At 63.3% G+C, this 15,305-nt stretch carries 19 protein-coding genes; 11 read left to right on the top strand and 8 right to left on the bottom strand.

Translation table 11 applies throughout. The features are described from left to right. Window positions 1-8 precede the first annotated feature (8 nt). The 4 genes from AC1DOP_RS12560 to AC1DOP_RS12545 all read left to right on the top strand — a co-directional run bounded on the left by AC1DOP_RS12560 (window position 9) and on the right by AC1DOP_RS12545 (window position 2,015). Complete coding sequence (locus AC1DOP_RS12560; protein ID WP_442121319.1) at window positions 9-287, top strand: hypothetical protein; 279 nt, start codon at window positions 9-11, stop codon at window positions 285-287. A gap of 95 nt (window positions 288-382) precedes the next feature. Then, window positions 383-1,003: a TetR/AcrR family transcriptional regulator gene (locus AC1DOP_RS12555; protein WP_477251472.1), complete on the top strand. Its 621-nt coding sequence runs from the start codon at window positions 383-385 to the stop codon at window positions 1,001-1,003. A 75-nt stretch (window positions 1,004-1,078) separates the two neighbouring features. After that, window positions 1,079-1,792, top strand: coding sequence for an SDR family oxidoreductase (locus tag AC1DOP_RS12550; RefSeq protein WP_477251470.1), 714 nt, complete (start codon window positions 1,079-1,081; stop codon window positions 1,790-1,792). Window positions 1,793-1,817: 25 nt separating this feature from the next. After that, window positions 1,818-2,015, top strand: coding sequence for a hypothetical protein (locus AC1DOP_RS12545; protein ID WP_477251468.1), 198 nt, complete (start codon window positions 1,818-1,820; stop codon window positions 2,013-2,015). Between the two features lie 121 nt (window positions 2,016-2,136). Here the strand turns inward: AC1DOP_RS12545 and AC1DOP_RS12540 are convergent, their stop codons facing one another. Genes AC1DOP_RS12540 through ygfZ form a run of 3 tightly spaced genes read right to left on the bottom strand, consistent with a single transcriptional unit; the run spans window position 2,137 to window position 4,262 of the window. After that, the gene (locus AC1DOP_RS12540; RefSeq protein ID WP_477251466.1) at window positions 2,137-2,898 is read right to left on the bottom strand and encodes an NRDE family protein; all 762 of its coding nucleotides are present in this window, start codon (window positions 2,896-2,898) and stop codon (window positions 2,137-2,139) included. Next, window positions 2,889-3,191 carry a DUF4936 family protein gene (locus AC1DOP_RS12535; protein ID WP_477251464.1) on the bottom strand — a complete coding sequence of 101 codons (303 nt, stop codon included), beginning with the start codon at window positions 3,189-3,191 and terminating at the stop codon, window positions 2,889-2,891. Before AC1DOP_RS12535 ends, AC1DOP_RS12540 begins: the two co-directional genes overlap by 10 nt. Window positions 3,192-3,203: 12 nt before the next feature. Beyond that, on the bottom strand, window positions 3,204-4,262 hold the full coding sequence (gene ygfZ / locus AC1DOP_RS12530) for a CAF17-like 4Fe-4S cluster assembly/insertion protein YgfZ (protein WP_477251462.1): 1,059 nt from the start codon (window positions 4,260-4,262) through the stop codon (window positions 3,204-3,206). 109 nt (window positions 4,263-4,371) lie between these two features. Between ygfZ and mltG the strand changes: the two genes are divergently transcribed. The 5 genes from mltG to AC1DOP_RS12505 are packed head-to-tail and all read left to right on the top strand — an operon-like array spanning window position 4,372 to window position 7,974. Continuing rightward, window positions 4,372-5,379, top strand: coding sequence for an endolytic transglycosylase MltG (gene mltG / locus AC1DOP_RS12525; RefSeq protein ID WP_442121326.1), 1,008 nt, complete (start codon window positions 4,372-4,374; stop codon window positions 5,377-5,379). Further along, a complete protein-coding gene (tmk, locus tag AC1DOP_RS12520; RefSeq protein WP_442121327.1) occupies window positions 5,379-6,002 on the top strand; it encodes a dTMP kinase in 624 nt (207 codons plus the stop codon). Before mltG ends, tmk begins: the two co-directional genes overlap by 1 nt. 5 nt (window positions 6,003-6,007) lie before the next feature. Next, window positions 6,008-7,036, top strand: a complete 1,029-nt coding sequence (locus AC1DOP_RS12515) for a DNA polymerase III subunit delta' (protein ID WP_477251523.1) — start codon at window positions 6,008-6,010, stop codon at window positions 7,034-7,036. Beyond that, window positions 7,033-7,431, top strand: coding sequence for a PilZ domain-containing protein (locus tag AC1DOP_RS12510; RefSeq protein ID WP_442121328.1), 399 nt, complete (start codon window positions 7,033-7,035; stop codon window positions 7,429-7,431). Before AC1DOP_RS12515 ends, AC1DOP_RS12510 begins: the two co-directional genes overlap by 4 nt. Before the next feature lie 24 nt (window positions 7,432-7,455). Continuing rightward, entirely contained in the window at window positions 7,456-7,974 is a 519-nt protein-coding gene (locus AC1DOP_RS12505; RefSeq protein WP_477251458.1) for an N-acetyltransferase family protein, read from the top strand. 14 nt (window positions 7,975-7,988) lie between these two features. On the opposite strand, the gene AC1DOP_RS12500 is transcribed toward AC1DOP_RS12505, so the two are convergent. From AC1DOP_RS12500 to AC1DOP_RS12485, 4 genes are all read right to left on the bottom strand, one after another. After that, window positions 7,989-8,309: a DMT family transporter gene (locus AC1DOP_RS12500; RefSeq protein ID WP_477251456.1), complete on the bottom strand. Its 321-nt coding sequence runs from the start codon at window positions 8,307-8,309 to the stop codon at window positions 7,989-7,991. 153 nt (window positions 8,310-8,462) lie between these two features. Further along, entirely contained in the window at window positions 8,463-8,672 is a 210-nt protein-coding gene (locus tag AC1DOP_RS12495) for a hypothetical protein (RefSeq protein ID WP_442121331.1), read from the bottom strand. A 172-nt stretch (window positions 8,673-8,844) separates the two neighbouring features. Continuing rightward, on the bottom strand, window positions 8,845-11,658 hold the full coding sequence (locus tag AC1DOP_RS12490; RefSeq protein WP_442121332.1) for a S8 family serine peptidase: 2,814 nt from the start codon (window positions 11,656-11,658) through the stop codon (window positions 8,845-8,847). A gap of 44 nt (window positions 11,659-11,702) precedes the next feature. Beyond that, a complete protein-coding gene (locus AC1DOP_RS12485) occupies window positions 11,703-12,269 on the bottom strand; it encodes a hypothetical protein (protein WP_442121333.1) in 567 nt (188 codons plus the stop codon). 276 nt (window positions 12,270-12,545) lie between these two features. Between AC1DOP_RS12485 and AC1DOP_RS12480 the strand changes: the two genes are divergently transcribed. After that, window positions 12,546-13,328: a TatD family hydrolase gene (locus tag AC1DOP_RS12480; RefSeq protein WP_477251453.1), complete on the top strand. Its 783-nt coding sequence runs from the start codon at window positions 12,546-12,548 to the stop codon at window positions 13,326-13,328. A gap of 14 nt (window positions 13,329-13,342) precedes the next feature. After that, a complete protein-coding gene (locus AC1DOP_RS12475; RefSeq protein WP_477251451.1) occupies window positions 13,343-13,996 on the top strand; it encodes an ankyrin repeat domain-containing protein in 654 nt (217 codons plus the stop codon). Between the two features lie 18 nt (window positions 13,997-14,014). Here the strand turns inward: AC1DOP_RS12475 and AC1DOP_RS12470 are convergent, their stop codons facing one another. Next, window positions 14,015-15,277: a diguanylate cyclase domain-containing protein gene (locus AC1DOP_RS12470; RefSeq protein ID WP_477251449.1), complete on the bottom strand. Its 1,263-nt coding sequence runs from the start codon at window positions 15,275-15,277 to the stop codon at window positions 14,015-14,017. Window positions 15,278-15,305: the final 28 nt, after the last annotated feature.

Here is a 15,305-nt window from a genome sequence, read left to right as displayed (position 1 = left end):
AGGACATGATGGCGAACAACAAAGACAAGGCCCGGCAAGGCAAACAAGACCTGCCCGCCCAGGGCGGCGGACAGAACGCACAGGGCGGCGCCGACGGCAGCCAGCAAAGCGGTTTCCTGCATAGCTCGCCGGAAGCGAACGTCTTCCCGGCAGGGCATGCGCAGGCCGACAAGCCCGGCCGGCCCGGAGGCGGCGACTCGGCAGCCGGTACCCCGGACGAGGGCAGGCTGGGCGGCTCGGGCGGCACCTCGGCCCCCGGGACGACCGGCAACGACCCCGACCGCTGAGGCGGCTACCTGAACGGCCGTCAAGCATACCGCGGCGCCGTCCGCGGTATTTTTACTTCTTCCTTGACCAGGCGCCTCCCGCGACCTAATATGATATGCATCATATTGGAGTCGCCGCCATGTCCAGCACCCGATCCTCCCGCCATCAGCAGTCGCACGAGCGCATCCTCGACGCCGCTGCGCGCGCCGTACGCCGCGCCGGGGTCGCCGGGGTCGGCGTCGCGGAGGTGATGAAGGAGGCTGGCCTGACCCACGGCGGCTTTTATGCCCATTTCGCATCGCGCGATGCGCTGCTGGCCGAAGCGCTGGAGCACGCAGGCAGGCAGAGCAACGCCCGGGTCCGTGAACGCATGCGTGCACGCACGGAAGCCGGCGAAAGTCCGCTCTCGGCCCTGGTGAACGAATACCTGTCCGGCGCGCACATGGAGGCGCTGGAACTCGGCTGCCCGGTCGCGGCCGTGGGCTCGGACATGCAGCGCGCCCAGGAAGCACTGCGTGGGGTCGCACAAAGCCGGGTCCGGGGCCTGGCCGCCCTGGTGGCCGACACGCTGCCAGGCGATGCGCCACCCGGCAGTGCCTGGGCGCTTGCCGCGACCCTGGTGGGCGCGATCCAGCTGGCGCGGGTGCTGGGGCCGGATGGTGGAGGAAACGAGGTCCTGCAGGCCTGCCGCGAGACAGTGCTGTTGCAGTACGTCCGCCAGGACTCGATCGTCTGAGGTGGAGGATGCCGTGCCGATGGGTGCGGCTTTTTTTCAAACTTAAATATGACGGATGTCATATAAAGGAATGCCATGAAACTCGATAACGCCATCGTCTTCGTCACCGGCGCCAACCGCGGTCTGGGCGAGGAGTTCGCCCGCCAGGCCCTCGCCCTGGGCGCGCGCAAGGTCTACGCGGCCGCGCGCGATCCCGGCGCGGTACGCCTGCCGGGCGTGGTGCCGGTGCGGCTGGACGTCAACGATCCGGCCCAGGTGAAGGAAGCGGCCGCGGCCTGCGGCGACGTCACGGTGGTCGTCAACAATGCCGGCATCGCCAGCCCCGGCAGCCTGCTCGACGACGACAGCGTCGCGGCCCTGCAGCGCATGATGGAGACCAACGTCTACGGCATGCTGCGCGTCAGCCAGGCCTTTGCGCCCGTGCTGGCGAAGCACCATGGCGGCGCCTTCCTGAACGTGCTGTCGGTGGCGAGCTGGATCAGCACGCCGGGCCTGGCCGCCTACGCCGCCACCAAGTCGGCCGCCTGGAGCGTGAACAACGGCTTGCGGATCGCGCTGAAGGAGCAGGGGACCCAGGTGCTGGGCCTGCACGTCGGCTTCGTCGACACCGAGCTGACACGCGGGATCGATCTGCCGAAACTGGCGCCGGCGGACGTGGTCGCACGCGCCTACGAGGCGCTCGAGGCAGGCGCGCAGGAAGTGCTGATCGACGAGCTGTCGCAGAACGTCAAGCGCGGACTCTCGGCGGATCCCGGCGTCTACCTCGACGTCGTACGCCGTCCGGAGTGAATCGCGGTCGTGGTAGCATCGGCCGATGGAACGACGCACCGACTACAAGACCGCCCTGCTGATCGAAGCCGTGATTCATGCGGCGAGCGCCACCGGCATGCCGGCGGCGGCGCGCCGGCTCGCCGAGATCGGCGTGGCGATGGACGTGGCCTTGCGGGTGTTGACCCGGCCGGTGGAGCGGCGGCAGCAGTTCGAGTCGCCGTTCATGCGGCGGGAGTCGTAGAAGGCAAGGACTCGCTACGAATAAACGTCGGCCCCGTGCAGGCGGGAATCCAGGTTTGCACGCGTTCCGTCTGCTCAAGCAAAACCTGGGTTCCCGCCTCCGCGGGAACGACGTGAGGGTTTTATGAAGCTTCAGCTTCCGGACAAGGCTGCAGCACGCGCTCGTGCAGCTCCGGCTCGCCGGCTTGGTAGAGCCTGACCACGGTCGAGGTACGGGTGCCGTAGCCCGGGATCTCGATGCAGACCGCGGACAACTGGCGCTCCACTTCGATCGGCACGCCGGTGTCCGGCAGGCGCAGGTCGGGCGCGCGGGTGGTATCGGCCAGCATTTCGAAATAGGCTTCCTCGGGGGCGCCCTGCAGCAGCAGGCTGGCGAAGCTGGCCTTGGTGCGCAGGACCTTCGGCCAGGGCGCGTCCAGCAGGCCGTTCGAGACGCCGTAGATGCCCGGGTCGAGGGCCTTGCCGTTGCGCGGGTCGCCGCCGGCGCGATTCGAGAACCAGTACAGGCCTTCGCGGTCGCCGAGGATCAGGTTGAAGCCGTTGTACTCGCCGGCGCCGGCGGCGATGTGGTCCAGGTAGGCCGGGGCGTCGAGGTCGCCCTTGAGGAAGTCGGCCACCAGGGCGCCGCGCGTGGGGGCGTCGCTGCGCCGCTCGCCGGGAGCGCGGATGTTCGTCAGCGCGGCGAACTTCGGGCCGTTCGGTCCCGTGCGCGTCACGCCCATCCAGCTGCCGCCGCCCTGCAGGTCGCGGCCGGCGATGATGTCCGGGTTTTCCGGCCAGGGGCCGGCCGGGGTGGCGGGACGGTCGTAGAATTCGTCGCGGTTGGCACAGGCGATCACCGGCACGCCGGGAATCACACGCCAGGCAAATACGATCAGGCACATGGGTTCAGCTCCGGAGTCAGTTCGACGAATACCTCGGTGCGGCGCGGGCCGCTGATCAAGGCACCGAGGCCGGCGCCTGCGGCGGCGCCGTCGACGGTGTCGGCAAAGGTATCGGCGGCGCCGGGATAGACTTCCATCCAGGTCTGCAGGCCGTCCTTGCTGTCGGGCCGGCGCTTGAGCTGGACGGCGACGCCGTGGCTCGCCGCCAGCGCCGCCTGCATCGCGCGTACGCGCGGAGCCAGCGCGGCGGCGTCGGCCTCGCGCACCTTGTAATAGACGTACAGGTCGATCATGGGCGCGGGACGTCAGTCGGCCGGGGTGTCGATGGCATAGGGCAGCGGCAGGAAGGACAGCGGCGTGCCGCCGGCCGCGCCGTGGCGCACTTCCTGGTCCAGCGCGGCCAGCTTGATCTCGACCAGCGCATCGGCGCCGCCCTGGCCGTTCGGGGCCGCGTTGACGATCATGCCGCAAGGCTGGTCGGGGTCGTCGCTGGCGAACACTTCATCGCCGGCGCGCGCGGCCGCATTGGCCAGCGTGGCCAGCACCATGCGGCGTTTCAGCTTGCCGAGGTACTGGCTGCGGGCGACGATCTCCTGGCCCGGATAGCAGCCCTTCTTGAAGTTCACGCCGCCGATCAGTTCGAAGTTGATCATCTGCGGCACGAACTGTTCCTGGGTCGGCTGGGTCACCTGCGGCACGCCGGCGTGGATCTCGGCCAGGTGCCAGCCGACGTTGCCGCCCAGCGCCAGCGTCTCGCGCAGCTGCGGCAGGGCGGCGATGGCGGTGCCGGCGCTCGTGATCCACAGGTAGCGCGGCGCATCGAAGGCGTCGGCCAGGCGGATCACGGTGCCGGCCTCGCCCTCGGTTTTTGCATACGGTGCCTGCGGCAGGGCGCCTGTATGGCGGGCCAGCGCTTCCTGTGCCTTGGCGCCGGCCAGGCCGAGGACCGCGATGGTCGCGGCTTCTTCGGTGGCGTCGCGCAGCTTGGCCTTGGCGCGCAGCACGAACATGGTCAGGCGCTTCTGCAGCGGGGCCTGGATGGCGCGCGGCAGTTGCAGGTAGATGTCCTGGGCGCCACGCCACATCAGCAGGCTGGCCTGCATGCGGCCTTTCGGCGTGCAATAGGCAGCCAGGCGGGCTTCACCGGTGCCGAGGTGTTCGACGTCGTTGGTGAGCTGGTTGTGCAGGAAACTGGCGGCGTCGTCTCCGCTGACGGCGATGAGCCCGAGGTCGGTGACCGGCGCCACCACGCCGCCCGCCAGGTCTGCGGCCGAGAGGGTCTTTCCGAAGTCTTCGATCTGCGCGGCTTCGTCCTGATGGAAGCGGGCGCCCAGCGAGGCGAGGTGTTCGATCCAGTTATTCATACAATCCACGTATCAAATTCGATTTAAATCTCGTTTAGGCTTTATCATTACGGCCTCATTATAGGGTTGTCGACAAAATCGCGCCGGGCGCGGCGCAAAACCAGTACATATGGCATTTATAAGAAAACTCATCGTCACCGGCGTGATCGTGTCAGTCGCGGCCGTCGGCGGCTTCCAGTGGTGGGCGGGACGCCCGATTACCGCAGCGGACAGCCCCATCATTCCTTTCGCAATCGCTCAGGGCAGCGGCGTCGCCGGTGCTACCCAGCAGATGGCCACCGCCGGCGTGCCGGTCAACGGCTTCCTGTTCGGCGTGCTGGCCCGGGTGAGCGGCAAGGCCGGGCAGATCAAGGCCGGCAGCTACGAGCTCAAGCCGTCCACCACGCCGCGGCGCCTGCTCACCCAGCTGGTGCGCGGCGAGTTCGCCCAGGAATCGCTGACCATCATCGAAGGCTGGACCTTCCGCCAGATGCGCCAAGCGGTCGACGCCGCCCCGAACCTGAAGCACGAGACGGCCAGGCTGTCGGACAAGGAATTGCTGGCCAAGGTGGTCGCGGAAGATAAATACAAGGCCCCGGAAGGCCTGTTCTTCCCGGACACCTATCTGTTCGCGAAGAATTCGAGCGACCTGCAGATCTACAAGCAGGCGCACGAGATGATGATGAAGCGCCTCAAGGCGGCCTGGGAGAAACGCGATCCGAACCTGCCTTACACCGACCCCTACCAGGCCCTGATCATGGCCTCGCTGGTGGAAAAGGAAACCGGCCAGAAGAGCGAGCGCGCGATGATCGCCGGCGTGTTCGTGAACCGCCTCAAGACCGGCATGCTGCTGCAGACCGACCCCACCGTCATCTATGGCATGGGCGACAAGTACGACGGCAAGATCCGCAAGAAGGACCTCGAGACCGACACCCCGTACAACACCTACACGCGCGCCGGCCTGCCGCCGACGCCGATCGCGCTGCCGGGCGTGGAGTCGCTGGCCGCCGCCCTGGCGCCGGCCAGGACCGAGGCCCTGTACTTCGTCTCGCGCGGCGACGGCACCAGCCACTTCTCGGTCAACCTGAACGAGCATAATAAGGCGGTCAACCAGTACCAGCGCCAGGGGGCGAAATAATGGTCGAATCGTCGAACCGGGGCCGTTTCATCACCTTCGAAGGCATCGACGGTGCCGGCAAGTCCACCCACATCGGCTTCGTCACCGGACTCCTGGAGGACGCCGGCAAGTCCGTGGTCTCGACCCGCGAACCGGGCGGAACAAAGCTCGGCGAAAAACTGCGCGAGCTGCTGCTGCACGAAAAGATGGACCTCGAAACCGAGGCCCTGCTGATGTTCGCCAGCCGCCGCGAACACATCGCCCAGGTGATCGAGCCGGCGCTGGCGCGCGGCGACTGGGTGCTGTCCGATCGCTTCACGGATGCCAGCTTTGCCTACCAGGGCGGCGGGCGCGGTCTGCCGATCGAGAAACTGGGCCGGCTGGAGCACTGGGTCCATCCCGACCTGCAGCCGGACCTGACCCTGCTGTTCGACGTGCCGCTGGAAGTGGCGCGCGAGCGGCTCGATGCCACCCGGAATCTCGACAAGTTCGAGTCCGAGGAGGCGGCGTTCTTCGAGCGCTGCCGTAATGAATATCTGCGACGCGCCACGGAAAATCCCGGGCGCATCGTGGTGATCGATTCGACCCGTTCGATCGATGAAGTCCGCATCGCGCTGCGTGCGGCATTGGAGAAGTTGTTGTGACACGCATCACCCCGATCTACCCCTGGCAGGAGCAGGCCTGGACGCAGTTGCAGCAGATGCGCGTGCGCCTGCCGCATGCGATCCTGTTCTACGGCCCGGCCGGCATCGGCAAGGCCGACTTCATCGAAGCCTTTGCCCAGGCGCTGCTGTGCGAAAACGTGCGCCCCGATGGCCATGCCTGCGGCGAGTGCGCGTCCTGCGGCTGGTTCGCCCAGGGCAACCATCCGGACTACCGCCGCGTGCGTCCGGAAGCGCTGGAAGACGAAGCGCCGCCGGCCGAGGGCGAGGAAGCGGGCGACGCCGACAAGAAAGGCAAATCCAAGACCGCCTCGAAGGACATCAAGATCGAGCAGGTGCGCGCGCTGGCCGACTTCATGAACATCTCGACCCACCGCCAGGGCTTGCGGGTGGTGGTGCTGTACCCGGCCGAGGCCCTGAACATGCCGGCGTCGAACGCACTGCTGAAGACGCTCGAAGAACCGCCGCCGGGCACCGTGTTCCTGCTGGCATCGAACGGCCTGGACCGGCTGCTGCCGACCATCCTGTCGCGCTGCCGCAAGTTCGCGCTGCCGATGCCGGACCACGCCCAGGCCCTGGCCTGGCTCGAAGCCCAGGGCGTGCAGGACGCCGACGGCTGGCTGCGCGAGCAGGGCGGGGCGCCGCTGGCGGCCCTCAACCAGGCCGAAACCGGCAGCCGCGAGGAACTCGATGCCCTGCTGCAAATCCTGGCCCAGCCCAGCGTCGACGCCGCGTTGCGCGCGGCCGACAAATTGAGCAAGGCGCCGCTCGCATCCCTCGTCGCATGGCAGCAACGATGGCTGTATGACGTATTTTCGTACAAGCTCTCCGGCACGATCCGCTATTATCCGCGTTACCGCCAGCAGCTCGCCAACCTGGCCGGGCGCGTGCATACGGCCAGGCTGATGCAGGCGATCAAGGCGACCAATGAGCGGCGCGCGGTGGCGGACCATCCCTTGTCGCCGAAATTGTTTGTCGAGGACATGTTGCTCGATTACGAAAAAGGATTCCGATGAACGGCTTGCCCACCGATCCGAATGCTCCGCCGGGCTTGCCGACGGCTCCGCAGGCGCCGCGGCCGTCCGTGCTCTCGCTCGCCATCAAGGAAAAAGCCGCGCTGTACGCGGCCTACATGCCCTTCCTGAAGAATGGCGGCATGTTCGTGCCGACCAACAAGCCCTACAAGATCGGCGACGAGATCTACCTGATCCTGTCGCTGATGGACGACCCGAACAAATACCCGATCGCCGGCAAGGTGGCCTGGATCACCCCGGCCGGCGCCAACAACAACAAGGCGCAAGGCATCGGCGTCCACTTCCCGGCCGACGAAACCGGCCAGCGCGCCAAGCTGCGCATCGAAGAGCTCCTCGGCGCGGCGCTGCGATCGTCGCGCGCCACGCACACCCTGTAATCACCGTTTCCCTGTAACGCCACTATGCCGCCGTACGTACACCGCCTCGCCCGCATCGAAGACCTGCCCGTCATCGTCGATATCTACAATTCCACCATCGCCTCGCGCGAAGTGACCGCCGACACCGAACCGATCACGGTCCAGTCGCGCGAACAATGGTTCGCCGAGCACACGCCGGAACGCCGTCCGCTGTGGGTCGTCCACGACGCCGACGACAAGTCGGAGAACCCGGAAGTGATCGGCTGGTGTTCCTACTCGAACTTCTACGGCCGTCCGGCGTATTCCGGCACCGCCGAGGTGTCGATCTATATTGCCGAGGCATGGCGCGGCAAGGGCATCGGCCGCTATTGCCTGGAGCAGGCGATGGCCTTTGCGCCGAACATCGAGGTGCATACGTTGCTGGGCTTCATCTTCGGCCACAACGCGCCAAGCCTGGCCCTGTTCCGCAAATACGGTTTCGAGACCTGGGCCAATTTCCCGCGCGTGGCGAATCTGGGTGGGATCGAGCGCGATCTGATCATCCTCGGCAAGCGGGTGGCCTGAGCTGCCGTTCAGCGTCACGACGGCGCCGAGAGTTTCATCAGCACCAGCCCGCTGACGATGAGGGCGGCCGCGATCGCGCGCTGGACGGTAAATTGTTCGCCAAGCACGGCAATGCCGAGGACAAATGCGCCGACGGCGCCGATGCCGGTCCAGATGGTGTAGGCGGTGCCGAGCGGAATGGTGCGCATCGAGAAGGACAACAGGCCAAAGCTGGCCGTCATCAACACGAGCGTGAGAACTGCGGGAAGAGGTCGGGAAAAGCCATCCGACAACTTCATCGAATAGGCCCATGCAACTTCGAGGGCGCCGGCGATCACAAGCATAATCCAGGCCATGACTCACTCCTTGATAGAGCGGGTCGTCCCGAATCAGATGCCCGGGGTTGCCGGGGGAGGTCGTCCTCCTGAGGAGGCTAAATTATAGGCAGCAACAGGCTGCGGGGTCAACGCTTACGGCCGGCCCCACCTTGTTCAGCATTGCCCGCGGCTTCAATCGCCTGGTCCCTCGCCGGGCATGGTGTCCGCCATCAGGCGCAGCTCTTCCGGCGTCAGTTCTTCCGGCTTTTTGTTCGCCAGGGCGTCGTAGTCCGGGTGCTTGTCGGGTTGCGCTTGCTGCTGCGATTGGCCGGACTGCTGGGCGGTCTGCTGGTTGCCGGGCGAGGCCGGTTCCTCGTTTTGCTTCTGGTGTTCGTTGCTCATGATAGGGCTCCGTGCTGAAAGTTCTTGCGAGCGAGTTTGGCACAGAGGCGTTTTTGGTGGCGTACGTTCGCGAGTGAGCTTATAAGACAGGACGGCAAGCCGTCCTGTCTTTCACCTAACTATGCTTTTGCACCGATCCTTTCATTCTGAAGATCGACTTACCTCATACGATCTATTCAACAATGGAAAAAACGGTGCTGTGCGTACAGGTCACGCCAAATTGGAAGACGAAAGGTCCAAAAGCGTTTGGAACGTAACCGACGTTACAGGTGTAGCCGGCTTTATTGTTGCCGGGATCGCCAGAATAGTAGCGTACTTGATACTCCCTATCGATCGCTGCATCTCCGGACACACCTTGTACTCGAGCGCTTGCAGTTGCCCAGATCTTGTTCCCGCCTGTGGCACTCTTCGATGCGTAGAACGAAGAACATCCACGTGCGTTGGGGGGGCCGCCCGCATTTGAGCTGTAAGGAAGGTTATTTGCGGAATTTACCGTGAAATAGCGTGCGCTAGCCTCAACGCTGCTAGACCATACCGGTCCGCCGCGTTCGCCGAACTGACATGCGGTGAGATTCAGGTTGCTACCCAAGTAGAGATTTGCCCCCGCAGGATTCGCAGGTACAAGACGAATCGGCGCGTTTGGCAGTGTCCAGCCGTCTGGCGGTGTACCGGTTACACTGAGCTCGATGGCGGCGGGACTCGAGCAGGATACTGTCCTCTTGATTCGCTGGGAAACCGCCGCCAGCTGGGCTTCGAATGCGTTTCGTCGGGATGCATTAAACATTGAACTGTTGACGTAATAGCAAAGAATTTCAAAGTCCGTCAAGCCGGACTCGCTGATGGCGGTTATCGGCGTACCAGAGGGGTAGCGGTCTATCGTCTCAACGACGGAGTAGTTTCCTAGTCCGCTCGCGAACTTGAGATCGAAGGGCCGGCGGCGGCCGGCTCCGCCGGTGAAGCCGTCACCGTTGAGGTCAAATCTCGAGAAGTCGGGTTTGGGATTTGGCGTTTCGGGGAACAAAGCGTCCAGGAACAGCTTGGTATCAGTATCGTCGAAATCGAGTTTCAAGTCGCCGGAAGCTTGCAGCATTGCAAGCCGAATCGGCGCATCACTTAACGTGCGGTCGAGACTCAACAATGCGTCACCCGCGTGGATCATCGGCGCGGCGTTCTTGCAGCTGTCGGGGAGCATGGCGGTCAGGCTGAGCCAGGATGCTATCGTCGATACGTCAAAATCCTTGCGGACCGCCAGCATCATTGCGACCAATCCCGCCACTTGCGGACTCGCCATCGATGTTCCGCTCATCACATCTGTCGACGTCGGGCTAATGAACGAGCGCACATCCGTACCGATTGCACTGATGTTGCCGCCGATTGTGCTTTTCGGCCCAAGACAGCCGGGAACAGGTTGGTCGGGATTGGTAAAGTCGACTGTGCGGTTTTCAACGACAAGGCCATTCTTTAGAGCTGGATAGCTTTTGCCATTCTCAACGATCGTCGGTAACAGCACCGCTGCATTAAACATGCTTGTGTCCTTTGCGAGCGACTGTGGCCCACTGTTACCGGCCGCAGAGACTTGGACGGCCCGTGTCGAGTAGTCGAATCCGCGAAGCGAAGCGACGAATTTTCTCCATAACAGGGCATCTTTGGTAATCACTGCTGCAGGAATGCCCTTGCGTATGGCTTCGTAGGCATAACCGAAACTGAAGTTCAGGACAAAGCGCTTGCCTGCGGGGGCCGACTCCAGGATTCTCCGTATTTCATCTAAGTAGTATTTTCTCTTCACCTTAGCTACCGGCTTGGCAGTGTCCACGATGTAAATCGTTGTGTTTAACGGCATCGACCCAGTCACTTTCCCCATATCCCCTGTGCCGCCGAAGCTGCCTGTGGCAATTCCGAGCACGTGATAGCCATGAGAGCAAGGGGATGTCTTGCAACCGTTGCTGAAGCCGGTGGTCATGCCGTTTGCCGTGCCCGACAGCAGTGTGTTTGGTAGCGCCCCATTTCCGAAGGAGTCGACAATGATTAGGTCAACGTTTCCGGTAATACTTGTATTTACTGCATTCCATGCCTGGGGGAACCCGGCGGCCACATGGTGAACAATCGGGCTATACGATGTTTTGCTGGAAGGTTTGATCGCAGTCGCAAGGTCAATGTCAGGCGGAAGCGACATCGCTTCATCGACCATTTCCGGCCCGGCTGCCTCGAAAGCGCCGCTGGTGACGAGTTTCGCCCCTGCGCTAACAAGCGCATCCATCCCTCCAGGAGGCGGAGCCTGAAGGAAAACGACAGGGCTGCCGGCAGTTAGGCCTACAATTCTGGCTCCGACGGAGTTCAATGCCGCGTTTACCATCCCAACGGTAGCAGTAGGGGAAATGACACCTGATAGTTGATAACGATAGTTCGTGGCCTCCCCTGAGGATGTCTCGATTTCGAGATCGGATTCCGATAACACGGCTTCGTAATCGACGATCGCCGAGACTGCGTTTGCGGAATCTGCGCCGGGCAGCAGGATGCCCGGCAACGGAGGGGGACCCGTTTGGGTATCGATTCGCCATACCAGCGCGTTCTGGTCGAATGGAAGGCTTCGATCGAGTCGAAGCGTGACGGTGTCCCGAGCGGTTACGGTAGCGCCAGCGGCGAGCGTAGCAATTTGTACGGTCCCATCGATAATTATTGCTCCAGGTCCGGTATTTGTTAAGGTTGCGGTAATTCCCGTCTCAGCAGTTGCGCCGCTATTTCTAATGGTGACTTCAAATTCATAGTCGTACACCGTCCTGTTGACCCGTGTCTCCTTTATCTTTGTAATCCCGATAACCGTAATTTGGGGCGAAATAACGGCCGCTATTTGAGTCCTCGTGGCTTGCTGATGGCTTACTTCATTGGGCGACCCGGCACCGCACGCTGCCAGAGAAATCGAAATAACTAGGGCGGCGGCGCCGCGCGCCCATCTCTGCAGTAGCAGCCACATCTGGATACCTTGCATTTTTTCACCTCATGGATGTAGTGATGCATTTCCGAATTCAACTATTATTGAGGAGACGAAAAGTGACGCCGGAGCGTGGTGAAGAGGATCGCGAGCCCAACACAGATTAGTGCCAAATTGTCCGGTTCAGGCACGTCGTCAGGCGGTGGCCCATCCGTTTCCTTCGAAGTCAATCCCGTGCTTAAGACGGCGAAACTAAGGGGGGCGACAATATCGAAGCGTTGACGGCCCGGGGCGCCGACACCAAGAAAATCGAATGCGACCGAAAATCTGCCCAGTGCTTCGGATTGACCAATGCCGAGGTTCATTGCCAGCGAGTCGAAAAAGCCATCCGCGGGGATAGCGGAATCGGGTTGGATTACCAGTGAATCCCACCCGCTTGGCGAGTCGACGACAGCAAGATTCTTGTATAGGACATCCTCGAAATACAGAGTGAATTCCTCGATGAGAGTATCTGTCGCGCCCGCCTTTACGGTGTAATGGTTGATCCAATGGTTGCCGCTCGTATTCGATTGGGTGAACGTAATTATTGCCGCCATTCCCGATGCAGGGAGTAGAGCAAGAGCAGATACAGTTGCGATTTTGCCAATAAGATTGCGTAAGATTCTCATCGAATTTCCCCTAAGATTGACATTTGAATTCGGAAATTTTATTTCGATTTGAAGCACTCGAAACAGGAGGAAAATATCTCGGGCGTAAATACATAAGCAGAAAGTATGCCGACAGTTGCCATGCAAGAAAAACAAGGAGTTACACGCTCCGTGTTTCGAATGATGTAAAAATGGCCGACATAATTCGGTCCGAACGACACTGCCGGAGCAGCGTCTGGAGAGTGCCTTACTGGGTTCACATGTATCCTGACGGCGGCTCTCGCGTACAATGACGGGATGTACATCGATTCACACTGCCACATCAATTTCCCGGAACTGGCCGCCCGCATGCCCGAGATCCTCGCCAGGATGGCCGAGAACAAGGTCGACAAGGCGCTGTGCGTGTCCGTCAACCTGCCGGAATTCCCGAGCGTGCTCGCGCTGGCCGAGCAATATCCGCATATCTACGCTTCGGTCGGCGTCCATCCCGATTACGAGGACACGCCCGAGCCCAGCGTCGACGAGCTGGTGCGCCTGGCCGACCATCCGAAGATCGTCGCGATCGGCGAGACCGGCCTCGACTACTACCGCCTGGAGGGCGACCTGGAATGGCAGCGCGAGCGCTTCCGCACCCATATCCGCGCTTCGCGCGAGACGCGCAAGCCGCTGATCATCCATACCCGGTCGGCCAGTGCCGACACCATCCGCATCCTGCAGGAAGAGGGCGCGGCGGTAGACAAGGGCGGCGTGGCCGGCGTCATGCACTGCTTTACCGAGACCCTGGAAGTGGCGCAGGCGGCGATCGAGATGGGTTTCTACATCTCCTTTTCCGGCATCGTCACCTTCAAGAGCGCGAAAGACCTGCAGGCCGTGGCCAAGGCGCTGCCGCTGGACCGTATCCTGATCGAAACGGATTCGCCTTATCTGGCGCCCGTGCCCTACCGTGGGAAAGTGAACGAGCCGGGCTTCGTGCCGCATGTGGCCGAGTTCATCGCCACGCTCAAGGACGTGCCGCTGCGGGAGGTGGCGGAGCGCACGACCGACAATTTCTATAAACTCTTCAAGGTTCCAAACAATTAAGGAGGGAGTGCGCCATGATGCAGCGTCGCGGTTTTCTTCGCCTGGCCGGCAGGACGGTTCTTGCGGCCGTCTTCATCGCCGCCTTCCCCGGAACGGCGGCCTTCGCCGTCACCGCCGACCAGACGGCCGACTTCTACCGCGCCGTGCAAATGGATGACGTCAAGACCGTCAAATCCCTGCTGGCCGCGGGAGTCGATCCGAACCGGCAGAATCCGCTGGGCGGCGAGCCGGCGCTGGTGCTGGCGGTGCGCGAAGGCTCGATGCGGGTGTTCCAGGCGCTGCTCGACCAGCCCGGCATCCAGCTGGACGCGTCCGCCATGAACGGCAACACGGCCCTCATGATGGCGGCCTTCAAGCGCAACCGGCCGGCTGCCGAGGCCCTGGTCGCACGCGGCGCCACCATCAACCGTCCGGGCTGGACGCCGCTGCATTACGCGGCCGCCAGCGGCGACGAGGATATCGCCCGCCTGCTGATCAAGCGCGGCGCCAGGGTCGACGCCGTCTCTCCGCCGGCCAGCGGCAGCTATACCCCGCTGATGATGGCGGCGCGCGAAGGACATCCGGACATGGTGGACTTCCTGGCCAGACAGGGCGCGAATCCCGCTCTCCGCAACAGCGAAGGCTTGACCGCGGCCCAGCTCGCGGAACGGGCGGCCGGCGCCCGCTGAGGGCAGGGCACCGGCCTCTCAACAGGCGGCCTTGGCAGGATGTGCCTTCCTGGCCTTTTTTTGGCGATACATGCAGGTGTCGGCATGTTTCAGCAGCTCCTCGATCCCTTGACCGTTGTCCGGGAATACCGCGCAGCCAATACTGGCCCCGACACGCAGCTCGACGCTCTCGATCCGGATCGGGATTTCCATCGCTGCGCCGATCTGCTGGGCGATACGGCTGGCGGCATCCGCCGCGTTGAGGTCTTCCAGGATCAGCACGAATTCGTCGCCACCGATGCGCGCAACGGTATCCGAATCGCGCGCGCAATTCGCCAGGCGGGCAGCGACACCGCGCAACAGCTCGTCGCCGGCTGCGTGACCATGGACGTCGTTGACCTGCTTGAAGTCGTCGACGTCCACGTATAGCAAGCCCATCCTTGAGCCTGTGCGGCGTGCGCGCGCCAGTGCGGTGCCGATGCGGTCGAAGAACAGGTAGCGGTTCGGCAGGCCGGTCAGTTCGTCATGGCAGGCGTGGCGTAGCAAATCGTCTTGCAGGCGTTTGCGCTCGAGGGCCATGCCGATCTGACCCGCGGTGAAACCCAGCAGTTCGCGGTCTTGCGCCGGATAGGCGGCCTCGCCGCGGGGTCGCAACAGCAGGCCGCCGATGGCGCCGTCCCTGCCGCGCAGCTCCAGCGCCAGCCAGCCCGGCGGCGGCATGCCGCGCCATTGCTCGAAGTGATGTGAGCCGGGCGGATCGCCCTCCGGGTTCTTCAGGTAGATCGTCCTGCATCCGCCACAGGCGTCTTCGGTGACGACTGCCATCCCGATGACGCCAACCAGCTTGTCGAGCACCGCGTGGATCTCCCCGCACAGGCTCGCCAGGTCGGGCGCCTGATGGGCAGCCTCGGAAATCGCATACAGCGCGGCCTGCCGGCGCTCGGCCTGCTTGCGGGCGGTGATGTCGCGCGCAACGCCGATGCGCAGGTTCAGCGCATCGATTCGCCGTGCGGACCACATGATGTCGACCAGGCTGCCATCCTTGCGGCGGTAGCGGTTTTCGAAGCCGATCCGCTCGCCTCCGGACTGTATGCGCGCCGCTTCCTCGCGGGTACGGGCGAGATCCTGCGGCGCAAGGAAATCGAAGAGCTTCCGGCCGATCATTTCGTCCGGACGGTAGCCCAGCAGTCGCTCGCATCCGGCGCTCACATCGACCAGCCTTCCGGTCTCGTCGACAAGGAAGACGACATCGAGGAGAAGGTCGGCGACGTTCGCCGAAAGCATACCGATGGTGCAGGACATGATCGATAGGGCATTGTGCCCGGGGCCG

Source organism: Massilia sp. 01N410, assembly GCF_056399665.1.
Note: the sequence above shows the minus strand (reverse complement) of the source record. Positions and strands in the feature narration are given on the sequence as shown.

Coding starts and splice junctions, on each gene's coding strand:
- AC1DOP_RS12560 (WP_442121319.1), top strand. CDS start 9: ATGGCGAACAACAAAGACAAGGCCCGGCAAGGCAAACAAGACCTGCCC.
- AC1DOP_RS12555 (WP_477251472.1), top strand. CDS start 383: ATGCATCATATTGGAGTCGCCGCCATGTCCAGCACCCGATCCTCCCGC.
- AC1DOP_RS12550 (WP_477251470.1), top strand. CDS start 1,079: ATGAAACTCGATAACGCCATCGTCTTCGTCACCGGCGCCAACCGCGGT.
- AC1DOP_RS12545 (WP_477251468.1), top strand. CDS start 1,818: ATGGAACGACGCACCGACTACAAGACCGCCCTGCTGATCGAAGCCGTG.
- AC1DOP_RS12540 (WP_477251466.1), bottom strand. CDS start 2,898: ATGTGCCTGATCGTATTTGCCTGGCGTGTGATTCCCGGCGTGCCGGTG.
- AC1DOP_RS12535 (WP_477251464.1), bottom strand. CDS start 3,191: ATGATCGACCTGTACGTCTATTACAAGGTGCGCGAGGCCGACGCCGCC.
- ygfZ (WP_477251462.1), bottom strand. CDS start 4,262: ATGAATAACTGGATCGAACACCTCGCCTCGCTGGGCGCCCGCTTCCAT.
- mltG (WP_442121326.1), top strand. CDS start 4,372: ATGGCATTTATAAGAAAACTCATCGTCACCGGCGTGATCGTGTCAGTC.
- tmk (WP_442121327.1), top strand. CDS start 5,379: ATGGTCGAATCGTCGAACCGGGGCCGTTTCATCACCTTCGAAGGCATC.
- AC1DOP_RS12510 (WP_442121328.1), top strand. CDS start 7,033: ATGAACGGCTTGCCCACCGATCCGAATGCTCCGCCGGGCTTGCCGACG.
- AC1DOP_RS12505 (WP_477251458.1), top strand. CDS start 7,456: ATGCCGCCGTACGTACACCGCCTCGCCCGCATCGAAGACCTGCCCGTC.
- AC1DOP_RS12500 (WP_477251456.1), bottom strand. CDS start 8,309: ATGGCCTGGATTATGCTTGTGATCGCCGGCGCCCTCGAAGTTGCATGG.
- AC1DOP_RS12495 (WP_442121331.1), bottom strand. CDS start 8,672: ATGAGCAACGAACACCAGAAGCAAAACGAGGAACCGGCCTCGCCCGGC.
- AC1DOP_RS12490 (WP_442121332.1), bottom strand. CDS start 11,658: ATGCAAGGTATCCAGATGTGGCTGCTACTGCAGAGATGGGCGCGCGGC.
- AC1DOP_RS12485 (WP_442121333.1), bottom strand. CDS start 12,269: ATGAGAATCTTACGCAATCTTATTGGCAAAATCGCAACTGTATCTGCT.
- AC1DOP_RS12480 (WP_477251453.1), top strand. CDS start 12,546: ATGTACATCGATTCACACTGCCACATCAATTTCCCGGAACTGGCCGCC.
- AC1DOP_RS12475 (WP_477251451.1), top strand. CDS start 13,343: ATGATGCAGCGTCGCGGTTTTCTTCGCCTGGCCGGCAGGACGGTTCTT.
- AC1DOP_RS12470 (WP_477251449.1), bottom strand. CDS start 15,277: ATGTCCTGCACCATCGGTATGCTTTCGGCGAACGTCGCCGACCTTCTC.